Below are 19649 nucleotides of genomic sequence, written 5' to 3'. Positions count from 1 at the left end.
CCCCGGCTACCATCAAGGCATGACCGCACGCAAGACCCACCTCGACACCCTCGCTGTCTCCCTGCTGCTGGGTTGCTGCCTGTTCTGGGGCCTGCAGCAGGTGCTGATCAAGGCCACCATCAGCGAGATCCCGCCGATGTTCCAGGCCTCCTTGCGTTTGCTGGGCGCCACGGCCCTGCTGGGGCTGTGGTGCCTGTGGCGCGGCATTGCGCTGTTTGGCCGTGACGGCTCCCTGCGGGCCGGCCTGCTGGCAGGTGCGCTGTTTGGCGCGGAGTTTGCCTGCATTTACCTGGGCCTGCAGTACACCAGCGCCTCGCGCCTGACGGTGTTTTTGTACACCTCGCCTTTCTGGGTCGCCCTGCTGGTGCCGCTGTGGGTCAAGGCCGAACGCTTGCGCGGCCTGCAATGGGTTGGCTTGCTCGGGGCCTTTGTCGCCGTGGTGTTTGCCCTGCGTGAAGGCTTCACGGCCGGCCACGGATCAACGGCGCGCGGTGACTTGCTGGCGCTGCTGGCCGGGCTGCTCTGGGGACTCACCACCGTGGTCATTCGCGCCTCCAGCCTGACCAACATCGCGGCGGAAAAACTGCTCTTTTACCAACTGGCCGTCAGCGGCCTGGCCTTCCCGGCGCTGTCACTGGCGCTGGGCGAGGTGTGGGTCTGGCAATTCAGCCCGTTTGCCATCACCTCGCTGCTGCTGCAGACCGTGATCGGCGCTTTCGCCAGTTACCTGGCCTGGATGTGGATGCTGGGGCACTACCCGGCGACCCGGATTTCAGTGTTTGTCTTTCTCACGCCGCTGTTTGCGCTGCTGTTTGGCGCGCTGTGGCTCAGGGAAAGTGTGACGCCCGGCCTGCTGGCGGCGCTGGCGCTGGTGGCCGTCGGTGTCGTGCTGGTGAATCGTCAGCCGGCGGCGGCCTGAGCGTTTCAGGGTTTCAGGGTTTGGACACCATGTGCAGCACCATGTCGACACGGTTGCCATGGCCTTGCGTGAGCACCAGGTGCAGCTTGTCGTTGATGAACAGCAATTTGCCGTTGCGCTGAATGCGCGCTGCCACGGCGTAGCGCATGCGCGGGTCTATCCGGCCCGGATCCACGCTGAGTTCGAACGGCAAGGGCACCTGGCTGCGGGGCGTGAAACGCTGCTCGGCCAACACGCCCGATGGCGAGTCGAGTCGCGAGATGTCACGCAGCTGGACAATGACGTCGCTGTCGGGCGGCAAGGCCACGCGCTGCAGGTAGGACACGGTGCCGGTCACACGCAGCCCGGAGGTGGCAGATGCTGCTGGCACGTCGGCCGGGGGAGCGGAGGCGGGTCCGGTCGCGCATGCAGTGAGCAGGCCAAGGACAGCGAGGGCGGCCGCCCCCATCATTCGTCGATTCATGCGCCCCTTTCGGCAAGGTAGTTTTGCGAGAACTGAACATACCATGCGAGGCAATCCGGGTTGGCCATCGCGTCCCGGTTCACCACCTTCTCGATCGGTTGCCCCAGCAACAGTTTCTTGATTGGCAGCTCCTGTTTTTTGCCCGACAGAGTGCGCGGTATTTCGGGCACCTGAAAAATGGCATCGGGTACAAAGCGCGGCGACAACGCGGTTTTGATCGCACCATTCAAACGGGCTTTCAGGGCGTCGTCGAGCGCGACACCCTCGCGCAGCACCACAAACAGCGGCATGTAGCTTTCGCGGCCCAGATACTCCAGGTCCACCACCATCGAGTCCAGCACCTCGGGCAGCGCCTCTATCGCGCTGTACAGCTCGCTGGTGCCCATGCGCAGGCCGTGGCGGTTGATGGTGGCATCGCTGCGGCCGTATATCACGCAACCGCCGTTGGCGCCAATCTTGAGCCAGTCGCCATGCCGCCAGACATTGGGGTATATGTCGAAGTAGCTGGAGAGGTAGCGCTGGTTGCCCTCATCGCCGACGAAGTACAGAGGCATGGACGGCAGGGGCTGCGTACAGACCAATTCGCCCACTTCATTGATGACAGGTTGGCCCTGCTCGTTCCAGGCCTCGACCGCGCAGCCGAGCAGGCGGCACTGCATCTCGCCGGGGACCAGCGGCAATTCGCGGTTGCCGCCGATGAAAGCGCCGGCGAAGTCCGTTCCGCCGGAGATGTTGCACCACCAGATATCTTCCCGTTCGGGCTGAGCTTGTCGAAGCCGGTCCTGAGCAAGGTCGAAGGGCTCTTTGACAGGCTCAGAGCGAACGGCATGGAGCTTGCGGAATTGCTGCGTCCCCCATCGCTGCGTGTCTTCGCTCAGCGGCGAACCGGTGCTGCCGAGTGCCCTTATCCTTGTCAGATCGCCGCATTCCGCCAGCTCAACCCCCGCCTTCATGCAATTGGCAAAGAAGGCGGCACCGGCGCCGAAAAACGTCACGTCAAGGTCGGCCGCAAAGCGCCAGAGCGTGGTCCAGTCGGGTTTGTCCTTGCTGCCGCCGGGGTTGCCGTCAAACAGGCAGCAGGTGGTGCCGTTGAGCAGGCCGCTCAGCTGCGCGTTCCACATCACCCAGCCGGTGGAGCTGTACCAGTGGTAGCGCTCGCCCCAGCTGTTGGCCTCGTAGCTGCAACCGATGTCGTTGTGCAGGGTCTTCAACGCCAGCGCTACCAGTTGCGTGCCGCCGTGGCCATGCACGATGGGCTTGGGCAGGCCGGTGGTGCCGCTGGAATAGACAATCCACAGCGGATGGTCAAACGGCAGCCAGAGCGGTTCAAACGCCGCAGTTTGCGCATCATTTCGGGCCGTCGCGCTTTCGAGAAGGGTGCTGTCGGCTATTGAATTTGTGCTGCCAAGATTCTCATGAACGATCACATGCTGCAGGCTGGGCAGCGCGGCGCGCAGCTCCGCCAGCACAGCCGTGCGGTCAAAATCGCGCCCGCCATAGCGCACGCCGTCACAGGCAATCAGCACCTTGGGTTCGATCTGTTTGAAGCGGTCCAGCACGGCGTGGGTGCCCATGTCGGGCGCGCAAATGCTCCAGACGCCGCCTATGCTGACCACGGCCAGGAAAGCCACCATGGCCTCGGGAATGTTGGGTAAATAGGCGGCCACGCGGTCGCCCGGCTCCACACCTTGGGCCTTCAGGTGCAGTGCCAGTGACGCGACCTGCTGGCGCAGAGCAGGCCAGCTCAGTTCGCGGTGCTGGCCGCTGGCAAGGCTTTTTTCGTTGTGGTTGACAAGCGCGGGGAAACCTGCGGCGTGGGCCTTGTCCACGTGCCGCAGGACCTGCCGCGCATAGTTGACCTGGGCGCCCGGAAACCACCGGGCACCAGGCATGCGCCGGTCGGCCAGCACCGCTGTGTGCGGCGTCGGCGATTGCAACTCAAAATAGTCCCAGATGCTTTGCCAGAAGGCCTCCAGGTCGGTCACCGACCAACGCCACAGTGCGTCATAGCTGTCAAAGGACAGGCCGCGCGTGGCCTTCAACCAGTCCTGGTAGAGGCGTATTTGGGGAGTAAAGGGTGCGCTCATGGTGCAAGCTTAACGCCACGACCTTGACGTGAGAAGGGTCAGCACGCCTCATGAAGTGCGTGATTTGCAATTTCGCACAATCGTGCTAATATTCGCCGCATGGACGCCAAAACCCAGAAAAGCGAGATGACCCGGACCGCCATCATTGGCGCGGGAATTGATCTCGCAGCGGCGGAAGGCCTGGAGGCCATCACGCTGCAGGCCGTGGCCGACCGGATCGGCCTGTCCAAGAGCGGCGTGTTCTCGCGCATCGGCTCGCGCGAGGCTTTGCAAAAAGCCGTCATTGAAGAGTTTGGCCGGCGCTTTCTGGCCGATGTGTTTGTACCGGCCATGCAGCAGCCCAAAGGCCTGCCACGCCTCAACGAAATCGTGCGCCGCTGGATTGTGCGCACGCGCGACGTCGAAGTGCAGCAGGGATGCATCTACACGGCCGGCGCGTTCGAGCTGGACGACAAGGAGGGCGAGTTGCGCAACACGCTGCTGCAGGAAGTGACGCGCTGGCGCGCCGCCTTGCGCCGTACCGTGTTGCAGGCCATCGAGGCCGGCCACCTGCAACCAGACACCGACCCCGAGCAGCTGGTCAGCGAAATCAGCAGCTTGTCCATTGGGCTGTTGCACGATGCGCGCTTTCTGCGCGACCCGCGCGCGGCCGAGCGCACCCAGGCATCCTGGGAGCGCCTGATTAACAGCTACAAAACCTGATTGTTGAGGGACGCCCACGTGCCCTTGTTTGTTGTGTTTGCTCTAATTTCGCACGACCGTGCGAAGAAAGGAAGATGCCATGTTGATCATCATTTTTTCGTTCATCGGTTTTCTGCTGGTGTGCGGTGTGACGGCCGCCCTGGCCTCGCTGCGCCATCTGCCGCGCAGCAATGAAGACTGGATCTATTACTGAATGACTGAAGCCGGGGCCGGCCCCCTGCTGACTCAAAAACGGAGAGTCCCATGACACGTACATCCCTGCAGGCAGCCACAGCCTACTACAACGCCAGCCCGCTCACGCGGGTGTTCCGCTGGGGCCTGGGAGCCTCGCAGCGCATCTGGCCGGCGCTGGCCGTGCGTGCGGCCTATCGCCTGTTTGGCACGCCGCTGCCGCCCAAGTGGCTGAGCCGCCGCAGAGCCTGGAGCCCTGCCTGGCACCTGGAACAGTGGCCGTTTGAAGACGCCAGCCTGACGCTTTATTCACGCCCGATCGCGCCGCAGGGCCCGGTCGTTCTGCTGGTGCACGGCTGGGGCGGACACGCCGGCCAGATGCTGGCGCTGGCCGACACGCTGGCGGCGCAGGGCATGCGGCCCATGATCGTCGAGATGCCCGCGCACGGACGCAGCCGCGGCTCGACCAGCAACCTGCCGCAATTCGCACGTGTGATCGAGTACGTCTCGGCGCGCCTGCAGCAGCAGGGCTACAGCGTGCACGGCTTGGTGGCCCATTCGCTGGGAGCCAACGCCGGCGCCTATGCCGCCAGCCGCGGCCTGCCGGTGAACCGGCTGGTGCTGCTGGCCCCGCCCGCCTCACCTTATGAGTACACGCGCCTGTTTGCCCACGTGTTTGGCCTGAGCGAGACCACGCGCGCAGCCATGCAGCATCGCGTCGAAGCGCGCGAAGGCATCCTGATGCCGCAGTTTGAGCCGGCGGCGGTGGGCCCGCGCATTCACCTGCCCACGCTGGTGGTGCATGACCGGCAGGACAACATCAACCACTTCGCCGACGGCGTGGCGTACAGCCAAACGATCGAAGGCGCACGCCTGGTGGCCACCGAAGGGCTGGGGCACCAGAAGATCCTGAAAGACACCGGGGTGCTGCAACACGTCGCCTCGTTCCTGGCCTGAGGCCGGCCATCACCGGCCGCAGATCGCAGGGTGCCCGTTCTGCCGGCATCCGGTCGCTCTTGTGGGATGCGTCCATTCCCCCTAGCATTGCCACACTTTACAAAGGGAGGAAGTGATGGGAATGCTGGACTGGAAGGAGAAGAGCGTCGACGTGCTGAAGCAGGGAGGCGTGATCGCGCCGGACGAACGGCTGCCGTGGCCGCAAACTGCGGTGATGGGCGTGCAGCACGTGATTGCGATGTTTGGCGCCACGGTGCTGGCGCCCATCCTGATGGGCTTTGACCCCAACATCGCGATCCTGATGAGCGGCATCGGCACGCTGATCTTTTTTGCCGTCACGGGCGGCAAGGTGCCCAGCTACCTCGGTTCGAGCTTTTCGTTCATCGGCGTGGTGATTGCCGCCACGGCCTATGCGGGCAAGGGGCCCAATGCCAACCTTGGCGTGGCCCTCGGCGGCATCATTGCCTGCGGAGTGGCCTACACCCTGATTGGCGTGATCGTGCAGCTTGTCGGCACCGGCTGGATAGAGCGCGTCATGCCACCGGTGGTGACTGGCGCCGTCGTGGCGGTGATTGGCCTGAACCTGGCGAGCATACCCGTCAAGAACATGGCGGCGAGCAACTTCGATGCATGGATGCAGCTGGTGACCTTCGTGAGCGTGGCACTGGTGGCCGTGATGACCCGCGGCATGGTGCAGCGTTTGCTGATCCTCGTCGGCCTGCTGGTGGCCAGCATCGTGTATGCCGTGCTCACCAATGGGCTGGGCCTCGGCAAGCCACTGGATCTGTCGGGGATCGCCAGCGCAGGCTGGGTCGGTCTACCAGGCATTGCCGCGCCGGTCTTCAGCCTGAACGCGATGCTGCTGATTGCGCCGGTGGCCATCATCCTGGTGGCGGAAAACCTCGGCCACATCAAGGCGGTGACCGCCATGACCGGCAAAAACCTGGATGTCTACATCGGCCGGGCCTTCATCGGCGACGGTGTGGCCACCATCGTCTCGGGCAGCGCCGGCGGCACCGGTGTCACCACCTATGCCGAAAACATTGGCGTGATGGCCGCCACCAAGATCTATTCAACGGCCGTGTTTGTCGTGGCAGCACTGATCGCCATTTTGCTGGGCTTCAGCCCCAAGTTCGGCGCGTTGATCCAGGCGATTCCCCTGCCCGTGATGGGCGGGGTGAGCATCGTGGTGTTCGGCCTCATTGCCGTGGCCGGCGCCAAGATCTGGGTCGACAACAAGGTGGACTTTTCAGACAACAGGAACCTGATCGTGGCGGCCATCACGCTGGTGCTGGGCACCGGCGACTTCACGCTGAAGTTCGGGCAATTTGCGATGGGCGGCATTGGCACCGCCACCTTCGGCGCCATCTTGCTGTATGCGCTGCTCAACCGCCAGCGCTAGTGTGGTGTTGCACACTAGTACTTCGACACAGAGGCATCGGAACACAATGAAAGCGATGGATTCGGGCCCGAACCAAAACCTTGACTTGTCATTGCGGGCCTGACCCGCAATCCATGGATCCCGGATCAAGTCCGCGATGACAAACCAGGGGGCAAGGGCTTAACTGAACCGTATTGGGCCCAGGCGCAAACCGCAGACATAGCTGTAGCTATGGCGAGGATTTGCAGCGACGGCATGGGTTCGAAGGCGCGCCTTCATGTTTCGATATTTCTGGGTCGGAGTACTAGCGGGGCCGCGGGCTGCCGCCCTGACCACCTGTCGAGCAGGGCTCCACTTCGTGCAGGCGCTGACCTCTGGCTTGGGCCAGGGCAATTTTGGTCGCCACCAACTCGCGCTCCAGGTCGACGCGTGCGCCGATTTCCTGCGCCAGGACCTGGTGAACCTGCGCCAGCTCGTCGGCGGACTCCTGAATCCTGCGTTCGATTTCGTCAGTTTTTCGCAGGGCCTGTGCGACTTCGCCGGTTTGCAAGGGGTCGGGAATTTCCTGTTTGAGTACGGTGTTGATCACCATCAGTTCATCGGCCGCCTGCTCCATCGTCTCTTTCGCCGTGTCATTCTGATCCAGCGCGCGCGCAAGCGGAGTGGAAAGGGGAGAGGCGGACTGCTTTGGGGACATGGTCAGGACCTTGGGTCAGGTTGCAAGGACATCGACACCGGGGGATTGCCCGAATAGCGGATTGCCGCAAAGCTGGAGATTTATCGACTTAAAACTTTACTCCACTGGAATACCCCAAGGACGGGCAAGTTACGGGCCATTACGGCGTTAACAAAAATAAACACATGTGTGGACTTCGCGCCCGCCAGTTCGGGAGTGGGGAGCCTCAGGGCTGCTTTCCGGGGGATCCCGTGCCGCTTCGGGGAACCGGCTTGCCCGCGGGATCCGGGCTGAGGATCTTGCCCAGCGTGGCGCCGATACGGGCACCAATCGCCGTGCCGACGCCGGGCAGTATCGCCGTGCCCACCATGGCACCCGCCAGCGCACCGCGGGATACGGACACCCTCACGTTCTCAAGAGGTCCGTTGATTTGCAAGGGTACGCCGACCACACCGTCCACGAGATCCACCGAGAGTTCAGCCTGGACTTGCTGGTTGGCCACCCGGGCCTTTCCCGATGCGGTCAGTGCACCCGACCCTGCCTTGATACCGGTGTAGTCGACCACCATGCCCTGCGGTGTGTTCTGCGTGTCGAGCTGCCCGGTGACTGATTCGAGCGCTGTCTGTCCGGCGAACTCCTGGCCCGCGCTGCGAATCGCCTTGTCGAGGTCGAACCGCAGCAGCTTCGAAGAGCCCATGGCGAACGTGGTCCTGGTGTGAAGCGACTGCGCCAGTTCGACAACGTTGTCGCCATGGGCGGACAACACCGTATTGCCAGAGGCCTTGCCCGCGACGATGGAACGGCGGTTGAAGGCGGCCAGCGCACTCTCCACCTCCATATCCTTCGGTTGCAAGGCGCCTTCCAGGTGGAAGCGGCCGTTGGGGCGGGTCTGCAGTTCCACCGTGCCGTGGGCCGTGCCGCCGCCCACGTTGATGCGGGCAGCCCACCGGTCATCCTGCCCCTCGCGGGTCAGCGTGAGGTCGGTGACGGGCGTGAAACCGGGACGGCGCAACAGGGCGTGGCGCGGCCGCCAGCCGGGATCAAAGTCCACCTCGCCGTCGTAAATGACGGGAACACCGTGCCGCGAAATCCAGGTCACGTCGCGAAACACCAGACGCGCCAGCGGAATGTCGCCGACGCTCGATTCAGTTGGCTCGCGACCGTGTTCCGGCCGCGCCAGGGCCCAACCCAGCGACAACTGCGGCACGGTGGCGCCGTGCAGGTCTACACGGTCCATCTTCACGCGGCGCTGCCAGAGCGCCAGCAGGTCCGGATAAGCGGTGAGTTTTTGAATGACGATGGGCTGCGGCTGCACCGTGATGATGTTTTCCATCACCAGCGTCGGCGCCGGCAGCAGCCGCCAGTGCAGCGCACCCACGTTGACCTTGACACCGAGCCACGCCTCCAGCTGCAGGGCTGCGCGACGCGCCAGCTCGTCATCGGAGGGCACGAGGCGCATCATCGCCACCCAGAGCAAAACCGGCAGGCCCAGGACAAGACCGAGGCCCACCAGCCAGCGGTGTGCGCGTGTCATGGAGAGGGTGCTTTCGTGACCATTTCTCCAGCTTACGCCCGGCCCTGGCAGCGGAAGGCGCGACAAGTTGCCCAAGGGGTGTAGGCGGCCACCTTATAGTGGAGGGCGCCCTGTCCCCGAATCAGTCTGGAATCACCATGCGCATCTGGAAACAGCCCATCTCCATCGAATTGCTCACCGCGTCCAACGCGAACTGCGCCGTCACCCATCTGGGCATCGAATTTCTGGAAGTGGGCGATGATTTCATCCGCGCCCGCGTGCCGGTGGACCGCCGGACGGTCCAGCCTTATGGGCTGCTGCACGGCGGAGTGTCGGTGGTGCTGGCCGAAACACTGGGCTCGTGTGGCGCCGCTTACACAGCGCCTGCAGGGCATCGCGCTGTGGGACTGGATATCAACGCCAACCACCTCAAGGGCACAACCAGCGGCTGGGTGACCGGCATCACGCGGCCCGTGCACATTGGCCGAAGCACCCAGGTCTGGCAGATCGAGATGACCAACGACGCGGGCGAGCTGACCTGCGTGTCGCGCATCACCATGGCGATGCTGCAGCCGAAGCAGTCGTGATATCCAGGCTCGACGCTGCCGGCTTTAAGATGCGCTCACTCCTCCGAGGCCGCCCTCGCCATGCGTTCGCTTTTCCAGTACACATCGTCACCGCCATTCATGCGGTTGAGCACGCGTGACAGCACAAACAGCAGGTCGCTCAAACGGTTGAGGTACTGACGCGGCGCCTCCTTGAGGGGCTCGGCCGCGCCCAGGGCCACCACCGCCCGCTCCGCGCGGCGCGCCACGGTGCGGCACACATGCGCGAGCGCCGCGGCCCGCGAGCCGGCCGGCAAAATGAATTCCGCCAGGCGCGGCAGTTGGGCATTGTGCTCGGCCAGCGCCGCATCGAGCAGGGCCACGGCCTCGGGCTTGAGGAGCTCAAAGCCCGGGATCGACAGCTCGCCGCCGAGGTTGAACAGCTGGTGCTGCACTTCGACCAGCAGGTCGCGCACGCCGGGCGGCATTTCTTCGCAGAGCAGCACGCCGATCTGCGAATTCAATTCATCGACGTCGCCCATGGCATGAACACGCAGGCTGTCTTTGGAGACGCGCGTGTTGTCGCCCAGCCCCGTGGTGCCGTTGTCGCCCGTGCGTGTTGCGATCTGTGAAAGTCTGTTGGCCATATGGGTGAGGTGTGAAGGGGGTGAGGCGCCGTGAAACCGGTGAAGCCTCGCGCGGCGTTACGCGAGGCAAGCAAATGTGTCGTGGTCCGCCACCATGTCAGCAGAGAAACACCCTGCAAGAGTGCTGGCCGCCTGGCGCGCTTTGCGATGCAATCAGGCCCTGTTCAACCTTGAAGCAACCTTTGAAGGACATCTCTGCATGACGGTGAAAAACCATTCTATTCCCAACTTTGGCAACTTTGAATTGCGCAGCGTGGTGCTGGTGGCTGCATTGGCCATGGGCGCCGCCGCTGCCGCGCGGGCACAAAATTCACCGCCTTCACCTACCAGTCCCGCAAGCCCCACCAATCCGTCGGCACAGATGGCACCTTCGGCAACAACCGGTACCATCCCGCCAAACCGGGTGACCCGCAATGACCTGGAGGCGGCGTTTAACCGGGCCGACACCAACCGGGACGGCAAACTGGATCGCCAGGAAGCCGAGCATTTCCCGGCCGTGGCGCAGCGTTTCGAGTTGATCGACACCGATCACGACACCTTCATCTCGCGCGGCGAATTCAGCAGCGCAGCAGGCTCCTGACCCCTTACGCATCTTCGCTCCTGGCGCGCCGCCGGCCTGCACCGGCGGCGTGACTTCCAGGTGCTCCGGCAACGCCCCGGCGTCCGGGAACTCCACAAGCTTTCTTTGGCAGACGCGACGCGCACGTCGTAAACTGTGCCATTGACCTGGAGACACCCATGAATGCACCCCTACCCGTCCATTTGCTGCCGGAAATTCATCAGCGCGAGACACCTGCCGCGCTGCTGGACGCACTCAAGGCCCGCTTCGCCGAGCGTTGCTCCACCGCGCTGGTGGTGCGCGAGCAGCACGGTCGTGACGAGTCCTCGTTCGCCGCGCCGCCACCCGCCGCCGTGGTCTTTGCCGAAAGCACGCTGGACGTGGCCGACGCCGTGAAGCTGGCCAGCCAGTACAACGTGCCGGTCATCCCCTTTGGCGTTGGCACCTCGCTGGAGGGCCATCTGCTGGCCGTGCAGGGCGGCATCAGCATTGATGTGAGCCGCATGAACAAGGTGCTGTCGATCAACGCGGAAGACCTGACCGTGACGGTGCAGCCCGGCGTGACGCGCAAGCAGCTCAATGAAGAAGTGAAAAGCACGGGCCTGTTCTTCCCCATCGACCCCGGCGCCGATGCGACGCTGGGCGGCATGAGCGCGACGCGCGCCAGCGGCACCAACGCCGTGCGCTACGGCACCATGCGCGAAAACGTGCTCGCGCTGGAAGTGGTGACGGCCAGCGGCGAGGTCATCCGCACCGGCACCCGCGCCAAGAAATCATCGGCCGGCTACGACCTGACGCGCCTGATGGTGGGCAGCGAAGGCACGCTGGGTGTCATCACCGAAGTCACGGTCAGACTCTATCCGCTGCCGGAAGCCATTTCAGCGGCGATCTGCTCCTTCCCCAGCATCGAGGCGGCCGTGCGCACCACGATTGAAGTGATCCAGATGGGCGTGCCGATTGCGCGCGTGGAGCTCATCGACCACAACACCGTCCGCATGGTCAACGCCTATGCCAAGCTGGGCCTGCGCGAAGAACCCATGCTGCTGATGGAGTTCCATGGCTCACCCAGCAGCGTGAAGGAGCAGGCCGAGCTGGTGCAGGAGCTCGCCAGCGGCCATGGCGGCCAGGCGTTTGAATGGGCCAGCACGCCGGAAGAGCGCACCCGGCTCTGGACGGCGCGCCACAACGCCTATTTCGCCGCCATCCAGTCGCGCCCCGGCTGCCGCGCCATCTCCACCGACACCTGCGTGCCGATTTCGCGCCTGGCCGACTGCCTGCTGGAGTCGGTCGCCGAAGTCGACGCCAGCGGCATTCCCTACTTCCTCGTCGGCCACGTGGGCGACGGCAATTTCCACTTTGGCTATTTGATCGACCCCGAGCAGCCCAAAGAGCGTGAAGTGGCCGAAGAACTGAACCACAAGCTGGTCAGCCGCGCGCTGGCGCTGGAAGGCACCTGCACCGGCGAGCACGGCGTGGGCCTGCACAAAATGGATTTCCTGGTGACGGAAACCGGTGATGCCGCCGTCGAGATGATGCGCACCATCAAGCGCGCGCTGGACCCGAAAAACATCATGAACCCGGGCAAGATTTTCACGCTGTGAGTACAGGGGCTGCTGGTCGATTTCTGCTGGCCTGAAGTGCCATGAAAGTGCCATGAGATTGCCCCGCACGCCTTGCCTGCAAACAAATCCTGGTGACCTGGTGACCTGGTAACCTGGTGACTGAAGGCCCCGAAAGCACACAAGGCGGCAGTTCGCGGTGATCTATCTTTCCATCAAGGCTTTTCACATCGTCGCCGTCGTGACCTGGATCGGCGGGATGTTGACACTGTCCCTGGTGCTGGGGTCGCTGGCCCACGCAACGCTGCCACGCGAGGCGAACGAGCACCGTTTGCTGGTCGCCATCCATCGATGGGACCGCAAAGTCACAACACCCGCATTGGGGCTGGTCTGGCTTTTGGGCATCACGCTGGCGGTCATGAGTGGCTGGTATAGCGCGCCATGGCTGTGGGCCAAGCTGGCAGGGGTCGTCCTGCTGTCCGCGCTGCACGGCAACCAGTCGGCCACCATCAGGCGCATGAGCGGTGATTCAGCGCTGCAAGCACCCGGCTATATGCGCTTGACAGCCGGCTTCACGGTCGCAGCCATCACCGCCATCATTCTTCTGGTCACCCTTAAACCGCCGGGTGCTCTTTAGCGTCGGCTGGCTTGTCTGTTGACGGCCAAAAAACGGCCGCTCAAACGGCCGCTCAAGTGGTCGTTCACGCAGTGGCCAGGCACTTCTGATCCAGCTTCTGATCTGCTTTGATTCGACGCCGACCCCTGCCCGCGCGCGTTGTAGGGATATCCAGTGCAGTGTTGCATGCTTGATGGGACGAATAAAAGCGATGGATTTTGGGTCAGGGCAAGGCGCAAACCACAGCGATACCCGCAGGTATCGCGCGGATTTGCAACGCCGCCATGGCGCAAAAGACGCGGTTTTATGTTCCCGATAGCGTGCAACACTGCACTAGCCAGGCCGGGCTTCGTGCTGGACCTGTCCGCTCGCCGGGCGTACGATGGTGCCAGGCATGCCACTGGCGGAATCGGCCCCTCTGGCATGGCAGTTTTTTTGAAGCATCGGGGTAGGCGTGACTTTGCGCAGCCGACACTCCGCCCCTGGTGATCGAACTGGAGGACAAAATGCGCCACTTACTCATTGGGCTTTTGATACTGCTTGGGTCGGCGACTTCGGCCATTGCCCAGGTGAGCATCGGGATTCACCTGTCGCTGTTCCCGGAATTCGTCAGGGTACCGGGCTACCCGGTCTACTACGCTCCGCGACTGGATTCCAACTTCTTCTTTTACGACGGCATGTACTGGGTATACCAGCGCGACCACTGGTACGCGAGCTCCTGGTACAACGGGCCCTGGGTACTGGTGGTGCCTGAGTTTGTGCCGCTGTTCATCCTGCGAGTCCCGGTGCGCTACTACCGGCTTCCTCCCGGGTACTTTTACGGGTGGCGGCCGGATGCGCCGCCACGCTGGGGTGAGTACTGGGGCCGTGAATGGGAGCAGCATCGAAGGGGATGGGACAAGTGGGACCGACGCTCTGCTCCAGCACCCGCTCCGCTGCCTGTCTACCAGCGGCAGTATTCAGGGGACAGGTACCCCCAGATGGAGCAGCAGCAGACACTGCACAGCCAAAATTACCGTTACCAGCCGCGCGACGCCGTAGTGCGGCAGCACTATCAGGGGCAGGCAGTGCAAAGAGCGCCCGCGCCTTCTCAGCGGGAACAGCCGGGAGCGCAGCAGGAGAGGCAGAGAAGCGCCAGGCAGCAGGATATCCAGCGGCCTGATCAGCCACCACCGCTCCAGCAGGGTCGGCCGGCCGCCCCACGGGCACAGCCGCCGCAACGGGGAGGCGAAGAGGATCAGCGGGATCAGCGGTCAGCCCCAGGCCAGGCCCGTCCTCAACAACAGAGAGGCCCGGCCGTCCAGGATCAGCAGCAGCCACCGCAAGGGGCAGCCCCGCGTGAGCAGCAGACGCCAAGGGCAAGCCAGGAAAACGTTCCGAAAGGCAAGGGAGCGCCGCAGGAGCCAAGGCGCAAGCAAGGACAGGGGAAAGACCGCGACAAGGACGAGGATCGCGGGCAGGATCGCAAATGAGAGCTGGATTGAAGCGAAGATTCAGCAGCAGTCGGTCAAATAGGCTGGGAGTTTTTTGGACGCATCACCCTCTGTATGAAGACACCCCGGCCGCCTGAGTTTTCGCTGAGCCCAGTGATACCCTCGTCGGCCACGTGGGCGACGGCAACTTCCACCTCAGCTACCTGATCGACCCCACCCTGCCCGAAGAGCGCGAAGTGGCCAAGGCCCTGAATCACAAGCTGGTGAACCGCGCGCTGAGCCTGGAAGGCACCTGCACCGACAAGCACGGCGTGGGCCTGCACAAAATGGATTTCCTGGTGATGGAAGCCGGCGACGGTGCGGTCGAGATGATGCGCACCATCGAGCGCGCGCTGGACCCGAAGAACATCATGGATCCGGGCAAGATTTTTACGCTGTGCGTGTTGGGGCACACCGGTTTACTCTCTTTTTAATAGCTATTGACGAACAACCAACGAGGGTAAAACCCCGGTTTGAATCATAGAAACCGGGCAAACCATTTTTGATTCGGTAGCGCTCACCCCACCCTCATGCGGCGCTTAATTCACCAATGCCCAGTGCCGGCCACCAGCGGGCATTTTCAGGCGACAGCTTTGCGTCGCGCTGTTGTGGATCGGCTTCAACGCGAGCGCCCTCCTAGTGCATTCAACGTCACGCCGCGTTGCGGCCAGCCTTGAACACTTGCGCATAGGTCGTGGCCGTGGTCGGGATGGATCCCCGGTGATCGACCTTGCCCCAAAAACGCCGCAGTGCGCACTGCTGGAAATTATTGTATGATGCTCATCATGCAAAATAGGAAGCCTAACGCCAGAGCTGCGGCTAAGGATGCCACGCACGAACGCATCGTGGCCGTGGCCGCCCGAGCAATCCGTCGTAGCGGCTACGACGGTACTGGAGTCGCCGACATCATGAAGGAGGCCGGCCTGACGCATGGCGCCTTTTATGCCCACTTCACGTCACGCGAGGCCATGTTGGCCGAAGCGGCGGGGAGGGCGTGCGCGGAGTCAGCCGCCGTAGTGGCGGAGGTTGTTGCCAGCGTGCCCTCCGAGCAGGCTTTTGCATCCATGCTTCGCACTTACCTCTCGCGGGAGCACCTGGAGCAGGTAGAAATGGGATGTCCCCTGGCCGCGCTGGGCTCGGAGACGCCGCGCCAGGCCCCCGAAGTACGCCGAGTGACCACCCGGCACATCAAGGAAATGATCGATCTTGTCGCCCGTCAGTCGCCTGACTGGGGGCAGCCCGGTGCCCACGAACGCGCACTCGTGACCGTCGCCACCATGGTGGGCACATTGCTGTTAGCGCGTGCAGTCGACGAGCCCGCGCTATCGGACAGCCTGTGCGCGGCCGCATTGAAGCACCTGCCCCCCGCCTGAATCCACTGAGACACTCGCCTTTTCGCTCGCCTAAACATATGATGATCATCATGCGAAATCAATATAACGCCTGTCAGGCGAGCCCTTCTGTTCGGCAATGCCCCCCGCATGCCGACGCGTCCCGAATCCCACACGCTAAAGGAGAAACGCCATGAACATGATGAACAAGATTGCCCTCGTGACGGGTGCCTCGTCGGGCATCGGCGAAGTGACTGCGCAGCGGCTTTCGAAGGCCGGCTACAAGGTGTACGGCACCAGCAGGCGCGGCGGCCAGGCGGGTCAACAATCGTTCGAGATGTTGCCCCTGGATGTGACCAAGAACGAGTCGGTCGAAGCTGCGGTCCAGAAGCTGATGCAGTTGGAAGGCCGCATCGACCTTCTCGTCAACAACGCCGGCTTCGGGGTCGCTGCAGCCGGTGCGGAAGAGAGTTCGATCGAGCAGGCCCAGTCGATGTTCGATACGAACTTCTTCGGGATCGTGCGGATGACCCGGGCCGTCGTGCCCCACATGCGACGCCAGGGGAGTGGTCGCATCATCAACATCGGCTCAGTGTTTGGTTTCTTGCCCATGCCGTACATGGCGCTCTATGCCGCAACCAAACACGCGATAGAAGGTTATTCGGAATCGCTCGACCATGAGCTGCGCACGTGGGGCATCCGGGTCTCGGTCATCGAGCCTGCGAACACGAACACGCAGTTCGACGCGAACTTGCTGGAACCCGACTCCAAGCTCGATGAGTATCGCGAGGTCCGTGCGGCCTTGACCAAGAAGATGAAGGAGCTCGTCGAGGCTGGAGACAAACCTGGTGTTGTGGCCGACGCCGTACTGAAAGCGGCCCTCGCAGCCCGCCCGAAACTCCGATACCCAGCCGGTATCCGCGCGGGCGGTCTGCGATTGCTTCGCAGATTTGCGCCTGCCGGATTGGTGGATGCCGGGATTCGAAAGAATCTGCAGCTCGACGCGCCGACGGTGTCGCTGCCTCGCACTCCGGTTCTTGAGAAGTAGTTCAAGTCGTTAATTCAGGAGAACCCGATGTCATTCAAAGCATTGCTCGCATCAAAGACAGGTAAAACGATTTCGACCAGCGTGGTCGAAATGAATGAACAAGACCTCATGCCCGGGGACGTCGTGGTCGACGTCGATTACTCCACCGTGAACTACAAGGACGCGTTGGCCGTCACCGGTCGTGCCGACGTGATTCGCCAGTTCCCCTTGATTCCCGGCATCGACTTCGCCGGCACGGTCAAGGCTTCCTCGTACCCCGGCATCGCTGCTGGCGACCGCGTAGTCGCCAACGGCTGGGGCTTGAGCCAGACCCACCACGGTGGCTATGCGCAGAAGGCGCGTGTTAATGGCGAGTGGCTGATCAAGCTCCCAGCCGCTTTGTCCACCAAGGACTCGATGGCCATCGGGACGGCGGGGTACACGGCGATGCTGTGTGTGCTGGCGCTTGAGCATGGCGGGCTCACGCCCCAGCATGGGGACGTTCTCGTGACGGGCGCCAATGGCGGCGTCGGTTCCGTCGCCATCGCGATCCTGTCTGGTCTAGGATACCGGGTCGTCGCATCCACAGGGCGACTTGAGGAAAGCGACTATCTGCGCAGCCTTGGCGCCGCCGACATCATCGATCGCCGGATGCTTTCGGAGCCGGGAGCGCCGATGGGCAGTGAAAGGTGGGCCGGCGCAGTCGACTCGGTCGGCAGCCGCACGCTGGCCAACGTGCTGGCGCAGACGCGGTATCGAGGCGTGGTCGCAGCTTGCGGCCTGGCCCAGGGCATGGATCTTCCGGCCTCGGTGCTGCCTTTCATCCTGCGCAATGTGACGCTTGCTGGCATCGATTCGGTCAATGCGCCTCAACAGGTGCGCATCGAGGCTTGGTCACGACTGGCTCGGGACCTGGATTTGGGCAAGCTCGCGCGAACCACACATCTGGTTGGCCTTGCCGAAGTGCCCGCGGTCATTGAGCGATTGTTCGAGGGAAAAGTCCAGGGCCGTACCGTCGTTGACGTCAACGCATGAGCATGCCACGACACCGCCCCATGAAGATTAGCTTTCGCCGTGTGGCGATCCTGTCCGCACTCATTTTCTTTGCCCTGGCACTCACCTGGATGCTCGCGCCGGGTGTACTGCTGTCCAGTTGGGGCGTTGATCTTACAAGCCAGGCTGGCTTGGTGGGTCGCCGGGGGGCGCCTCTGTATGCGGGGATCGGCGTCATGTTCCTCAGCGCAAGGAATGCGGAGCCATCGCCAGCCCGCTCGGCCTTGCTAAGCGGTGCTGTCGTCACTTGCCTGCTGCTCGCAGTTCTTGGCACCTCTGAGCTCGTCAACGGCCATGCCGGGCCCGGCATCTTGGTGGCCGTTGCAATCGAGATCGTGCTCGCCATGACGTTCTTGCATGTCGCAATTACAAGGAAATCCACCAGGCAATCCAGCCATTGAGAAAGGAACACACATGCCATCAATCACCCTCAAGCCACTGACCGCCGGCCAAGCAGCTTCAACCGTTGGAGCCATGGCAATACTTCGTTTGAAACAAACGGGCTCCGTCGGCCTTATCCTGGCCGCGGCGCTGATGGCGCCGCCGGTCCGGGCGGACGATGCCTCGCCCGCGGGCCTGTGGAGGAACGTTGACGACGTCAGCGGCAAGCCACGGGCGCTGATCCGCATCACCGAATCGAATGAAACCCTGCAGGGCAGAATCGAAAAAGTGTTTCCCGGCCCGACCGAGGATCCGAATCCGAAGTGCGACAAATGCCAGGGCGCGAACAAGGATGCACCGGTCATCGGGCTGGTGATTCTGAACGGCCTGACGAAGGACGGCGACGAATACGGCGGCGGCCAAATTCTCGATCCGGACAACGGCAAGGTCTATCGCAGCAAAGTGCGCCTGACCGACAACGGCAAGAAGCTCAGCGTACGCGGCTACATCGGCGTGCCAATGCTGGGCCGCTCGCAAACCTGGGTACGCCAGGAATAAGGAAAAACCATGAAAGCATTTATTCTTGAGCGATATGGAAAAAAGCGCGCGTTGCGCTTGGCGGACATGCCGACTCCGGAGTTGCGCGACGACGAGGTCTTGGTCCAGGTCCATGCCGCTGGCGTGAACCTGCTGGACTCCAAGATCCGGGATGGAGAGTTCAAGCTCATCCTGCCCTATCGCCTGCCCCTCATCCTGGGCCACGACGTCGCTGGGGTGATCGTCAAGGTCGGCCCGCAAGTGCGGCAGTTCAAGCTGGGCGATGAGGTCTATGCGCGGCCGGATGATTTTCGGATCGGTACATTCGCTGAGTTCGTCCCGGTCAAGGAGGCATCGCTTGCGCTCAAGCCCAAGGGCCTCACGATGGAAGAAGCCGCTTCCATTCCCCTGGTGGCTTTGACGGCTTGGCAGGCACTGGTCGAGAAGGCCAACCTGAAAAAGGGGCAGAAGGTCTTCATCCAGGCTGGCTCGGGCGGCGTAGGCACTTTTGCCATCCAGTTGGCCAAGCATCTGGGCGCAACCGTCGCCACGACGACGAGCACGACCAATGTCGCGCTCGTGAAGAGTCTGGGCGCGGACGTCGTCATCGACTACAAGACGCAGGACTTTGAGGATGTCTTGCGCGACTACGACGTGGTCCTGAACAGCCAGGACGGCAAGACGCTCGAAAAATCCCTCCGCGTGCTCAAGGGCGGCGGGAAGCTCATCTCCATCTCCGGTCCGCCTGATCCCGAATTCGGCAAGGAAAGCGGGGCCCCCGGGTTCGTGAAACTGGTCATGCGGCTGCTGAGCTCAGGCATCAGACGCAAGGCAAGGAGCCGCGGCGTCAGCTTCTCGTTCCTCTTCATGAAGGCGAACGGCAGCCAACTGCGCGAGGTCACCCGTCTTTTCGATGCTGGCGTCATCCGCCCCGTGATGGATCGGGTGTTCCCGTTCGAATCAACCAACGAGGCCATGGCCTACGTCGAAGCAGGCCGCGCCAAGGGCAAGGTCGTCGTCAAGATCAAGTGAGTTTGTTCATGTCAGTGTTGC

At 63.0% G+C, this 19649-nt stretch carries 20 protein-coding genes and 1 pseudogene; 16 read left to right on the top strand and 5 right to left on the bottom strand.

Going from position 1 to position 19649, the window contains the following annotated elements:
• Positions 1-19 precede the first annotated feature (19 nt).
• On the top strand, positions 20-919 hold the full coding sequence (locus BPRO_RS00615) for a DMT family transporter (RefSeq protein WP_011481097.1): 900 nt from the start codon (positions 20-22) through the stop codon (positions 917-919).
• A gap of 13 nt (positions 920-932) precedes the next feature.
• Here BPRO_RS00615 and BPRO_RS00610 read toward each other — a convergent pair whose 3' ends face one another.
• Together BPRO_RS00610 and BPRO_RS00605 are read right to left on the bottom strand one after the other, a co-directional pair.
• Complete coding sequence (locus BPRO_RS00610) at positions 933-1382, bottom strand: YbaY family lipoprotein (RefSeq protein ID WP_011481096.1); 450 nt, start codon at positions 1380-1382, stop codon at positions 933-935.
• The gene (locus BPRO_RS00605; protein WP_011481095.1) at positions 1379-3469 is read right to left on the bottom strand and encodes an acetoacetate--CoA ligase; all 2091 of its coding nucleotides are present in this window, start codon (positions 3467-3469) and stop codon (positions 1379-1381) included. Before BPRO_RS00605 ends, BPRO_RS00610 begins: the two co-directional genes overlap by 4 nt.
• Positions 3470-3568: 99 nt before the next feature.
• On the opposite strand from BPRO_RS00605, the gene BPRO_RS00600 reads away from it, so the two are divergent.
• The 3 genes from BPRO_RS00600 (at position 3569) to BPRO_RS00590 (ending at position 6701) form a co-directional block, all read left to right on the top strand.
• Positions 3569-4171 carry a TetR/AcrR family transcriptional regulator gene (locus BPRO_RS00600; RefSeq protein WP_011481094.1) on the top strand — a complete coding sequence of 201 codons (603 nt, stop codon included), beginning with the start codon at positions 3569-3571 and terminating at the stop codon, positions 4169-4171.
• A gap of 243 nt (positions 4172-4414) precedes the next feature.
• A complete protein-coding gene (locus tag BPRO_RS00595) occupies positions 4415-5299 on the top strand; it encodes an alpha/beta hydrolase (RefSeq protein ID WP_011481093.1) in 885 nt (294 codons plus the stop codon).
• Between the two features lie 115 nt (positions 5300-5414).
• Entirely contained in the window at positions 5415-6701 is a 1287-nt protein-coding gene (locus BPRO_RS00590) for a solute carrier family 23 protein (RefSeq protein ID WP_011481092.1), read from the top strand.
• A gap of 283 nt (positions 6702-6984) precedes the next feature.
• On the opposite strand, the gene BPRO_RS00585 is transcribed toward BPRO_RS00590, so the two are convergent.
• On the bottom strand, positions 6985-7377 hold the full coding sequence (locus BPRO_RS00585) for a hypothetical protein (RefSeq protein ID WP_011481091.1): 393 nt from the start codon (positions 7375-7377) through the stop codon (positions 6985-6987).
• Positions 7378-7582: 205 nt separating this feature from the next.
• Positions 7583-8890, bottom strand: coding sequence for an AsmA-like C-terminal region-containing protein (locus BPRO_RS00580; protein ID WP_011481090.1), 1308 nt, complete (start codon positions 8888-8890; stop codon positions 7583-7585).
• Between the two features lie 137 nt (positions 8891-9027).
• Between BPRO_RS00580 and BPRO_RS00575 the strand changes: the two genes are divergently transcribed.
• Positions 9028-9456, top strand: a complete 429-nt coding sequence (locus BPRO_RS00575) for a hotdog fold thioesterase (RefSeq protein WP_011481089.1) — start codon at positions 9028-9030, stop codon at positions 9454-9456.
• A gap of 35 nt (positions 9457-9491) precedes the next feature.
• Here the strand turns inward: BPRO_RS00575 and BPRO_RS00570 are convergent, their stop codons facing one another.
• Entirely contained in the window at positions 9492-10061 is a 570-nt protein-coding gene (locus tag BPRO_RS00570) for a cob(I)yrinic acid a,c-diamide adenosyltransferase (RefSeq protein ID WP_011481088.1), read from the bottom strand.
• 199 nt (positions 10062-10260) lie between these two features.
• On the opposite strand from BPRO_RS00570, the gene BPRO_RS00565 reads away from it, so the two are divergent.
• The 11 genes and pseudogenes from BPRO_RS00565 to BPRO_RS00515 all read left to right on the top strand — a co-directional run bounded on the left by BPRO_RS00565 (position 10261) and on the right by BPRO_RS00515 (position 19628).
• Positions 10261-10641 (top strand): EF-hand domain-containing protein, encoded by a 381-nt coding sequence (locus BPRO_RS00565; protein ID WP_011481087.1) that lies wholly within the window; start codon positions 10261-10263, stop codon positions 10639-10641.
• Between the two features lie 158 nt (positions 10642-10799).
• The gene (locus BPRO_RS00560) at positions 10800-12221 is read left to right on the top strand and encodes an FAD-binding oxidoreductase (RefSeq protein ID WP_011481086.1); all 1422 of its coding nucleotides are present in this window, start codon (positions 10800-10802) and stop codon (positions 12219-12221) included.
• 157 nt (positions 12222-12378) lie between these two features.
• Complete coding sequence (locus BPRO_RS00555; RefSeq protein ID WP_011481085.1) at positions 12379-12816, top strand: CopD family protein; 438 nt, start codon at positions 12379-12381, stop codon at positions 12814-12816.
• 485 nt (positions 12817-13301) lie between these two features.
• Entirely contained in the window at positions 13302-14267 is a 966-nt protein-coding gene (locus tag BPRO_RS00550) for a hypothetical protein (protein ID WP_011481084.1), read from the top strand.
• Between the two features lie 122 nt (positions 14268-14389).
• Positions 14390-14701: pseudogene (locus BPRO_RS00545) on the top strand (FAD-linked oxidase C-terminal domain-containing protein); the annotation flags it as partial.
• Between the two features lie 339 nt (positions 14702-15040).
• Entirely contained in the window at positions 15041-15640 is a 600-nt protein-coding gene (locus BPRO_RS00540; RefSeq protein ID WP_011481083.1) for a TetR/AcrR family transcriptional regulator, read from the top strand.
• Between the two features lie 151 nt (positions 15641-15791).
• A complete protein-coding gene (locus BPRO_RS00535; RefSeq protein WP_011481082.1) occupies positions 15792-16646 on the top strand; it encodes an oxidoreductase in 855 nt (284 codons plus the stop codon).
• A gap of 27 nt (positions 16647-16673) precedes the next feature.
• Entirely contained in the window at positions 16674-17660 is a 987-nt protein-coding gene (locus BPRO_RS00530) for an MDR family oxidoreductase (RefSeq protein WP_011481081.1), read from the top strand.
• A gap of 20 nt (positions 17661-17680) precedes the next feature.
• On the top strand, positions 17681-18079 hold the full coding sequence (locus tag BPRO_RS00525; RefSeq protein ID WP_157045699.1) for a hypothetical protein: 399 nt from the start codon (positions 17681-17683) through the stop codon (positions 18077-18079).
• Positions 18080-18152: 73 nt separating this feature from the next.
• Positions 18153-18617: a DUF2147 domain-containing protein gene (locus BPRO_RS00520; protein ID WP_049764183.1), complete on the top strand. Its 465-nt coding sequence runs from the start codon at positions 18153-18155 to the stop codon at positions 18615-18617.
• Positions 18618-18626: 9 nt separating this feature from the next.
• Complete coding sequence (locus BPRO_RS00515; protein WP_011481078.1) at positions 18627-19628, top strand: NADP-dependent oxidoreductase; 1002 nt, start codon at positions 18627-18629, stop codon at positions 19626-19628.
• Positions 19629-19649 lie beyond the last annotated feature (21 nt).

It is taken from the genome of Polaromonas sp. JS666 (assembly GCF_000013865.1).
In the GTDB taxonomy this organism is placed as follows: domain Bacteria; phylum Pseudomonadota; class Gammaproteobacteria; order Burkholderiales; family Burkholderiaceae_C; genus Polaromonas.
This window is presented reverse-complemented; position numbering and strand designations above follow the sequence as displayed.

What these genes read in the sequence shown, in the direction of transcription:
- BPRO_RS00615 (WP_011481097.1), top strand. Translation starts at nt 20, where the DNA reads ATGACCGCACGCAAGACCCACCTCGACACCCTCGCTGTCTCCCTGCTG.
- BPRO_RS00610 (WP_011481096.1), bottom strand. Translation starts at nt 1,382, where the DNA reads ATGAATCGACGAATGATGGGGGCGGCCGCCCTCGCTGTCCTTGGCCTG.
- BPRO_RS00605 (WP_011481095.1), bottom strand. Translation starts at nt 3,469, where the DNA reads ATGAGCGCACCCTTTACTCCCCAAATACGCCTCTACCAGGACTGGTTG.
- BPRO_RS00600 (WP_011481094.1), top strand. Translation starts at nt 3,569, where the DNA reads ATGGACGCCAAAACCCAGAAAAGCGAGATGACCCGGACCGCCATCATT.
- BPRO_RS00595 (WP_011481093.1), top strand. Translation starts at nt 4,415, where the DNA reads ATGACACGTACATCCCTGCAGGCAGCCACAGCCTACTACAACGCCAGC.
- BPRO_RS00590 (WP_011481092.1), top strand. Translation starts at nt 5,415, where the DNA reads ATGGGAATGCTGGACTGGAAGGAGAAGAGCGTCGACGTGCTGAAGCAG.
- BPRO_RS00585 (WP_011481091.1), bottom strand. Translation starts at nt 7,377, where the DNA reads ATGTCCCCAAAGCAGTCCGCCTCTCCCCTTTCCACTCCGCTTGCGCGC.
- BPRO_RS00580 (WP_011481090.1), bottom strand. Translation starts at nt 8,890, where the DNA reads ATGACACGCGCACACCGCTGGCTGGTGGGCCTCGGTCTTGTCCTGGGC.
- BPRO_RS00575 (WP_011481089.1), top strand. Translation starts at nt 9,028, where the DNA reads ATGCGCATCTGGAAACAGCCCATCTCCATCGAATTGCTCACCGCGTCC.
- BPRO_RS00570 (WP_011481088.1), bottom strand. Translation starts at nt 10,061, where the DNA reads ATGGCCAACAGACTTTCACAGATCGCAACACGCACGGGCGACAACGGC.
- BPRO_RS00565 (WP_011481087.1), top strand. Translation starts at nt 10,261, where the DNA reads ATGACGGTGAAAAACCATTCTATTCCCAACTTTGGCAACTTTGAATTG.
- BPRO_RS00560 (WP_011481086.1), top strand. Translation starts at nt 10,800, where the DNA reads ATGAATGCACCCCTACCCGTCCATTTGCTGCCGGAAATTCATCAGCGC.
- BPRO_RS00550 (WP_011481084.1), top strand. Translation starts at nt 13,302, where the DNA reads ATGCGCCACTTACTCATTGGGCTTTTGATACTGCTTGGGTCGGCGACT.
- BPRO_RS00540 (WP_011481083.1), top strand. Translation starts at nt 15,041, where the DNA reads ATGATGCTCATCATGCAAAATAGGAAGCCTAACGCCAGAGCTGCGGCT.
- BPRO_RS00535 (WP_011481082.1), top strand. Translation starts at nt 15,792, where the DNA reads ATGAACATGATGAACAAGATTGCCCTCGTGACGGGTGCCTCGTCGGGC.
- BPRO_RS00530 (WP_011481081.1), top strand. Translation starts at nt 16,674, where the DNA reads ATGTCATTCAAAGCATTGCTCGCATCAAAGACAGGTAAAACGATTTCG.
- BPRO_RS00525 (WP_157045699.1), top strand. Translation starts at nt 17,681, where the DNA reads ATGAAGATTAGCTTTCGCCGTGTGGCGATCCTGTCCGCACTCATTTTC.
- BPRO_RS00520 (WP_049764183.1), top strand. Translation starts at nt 18,153, where the DNA reads ATGGCAATACTTCGTTTGAAACAAACGGGCTCCGTCGGCCTTATCCTG.
- BPRO_RS00515 (WP_011481078.1), top strand. Translation starts at nt 18,627, where the DNA reads ATGAAAGCATTTATTCTTGAGCGATATGGAAAAAAGCGCGCGTTGCGC.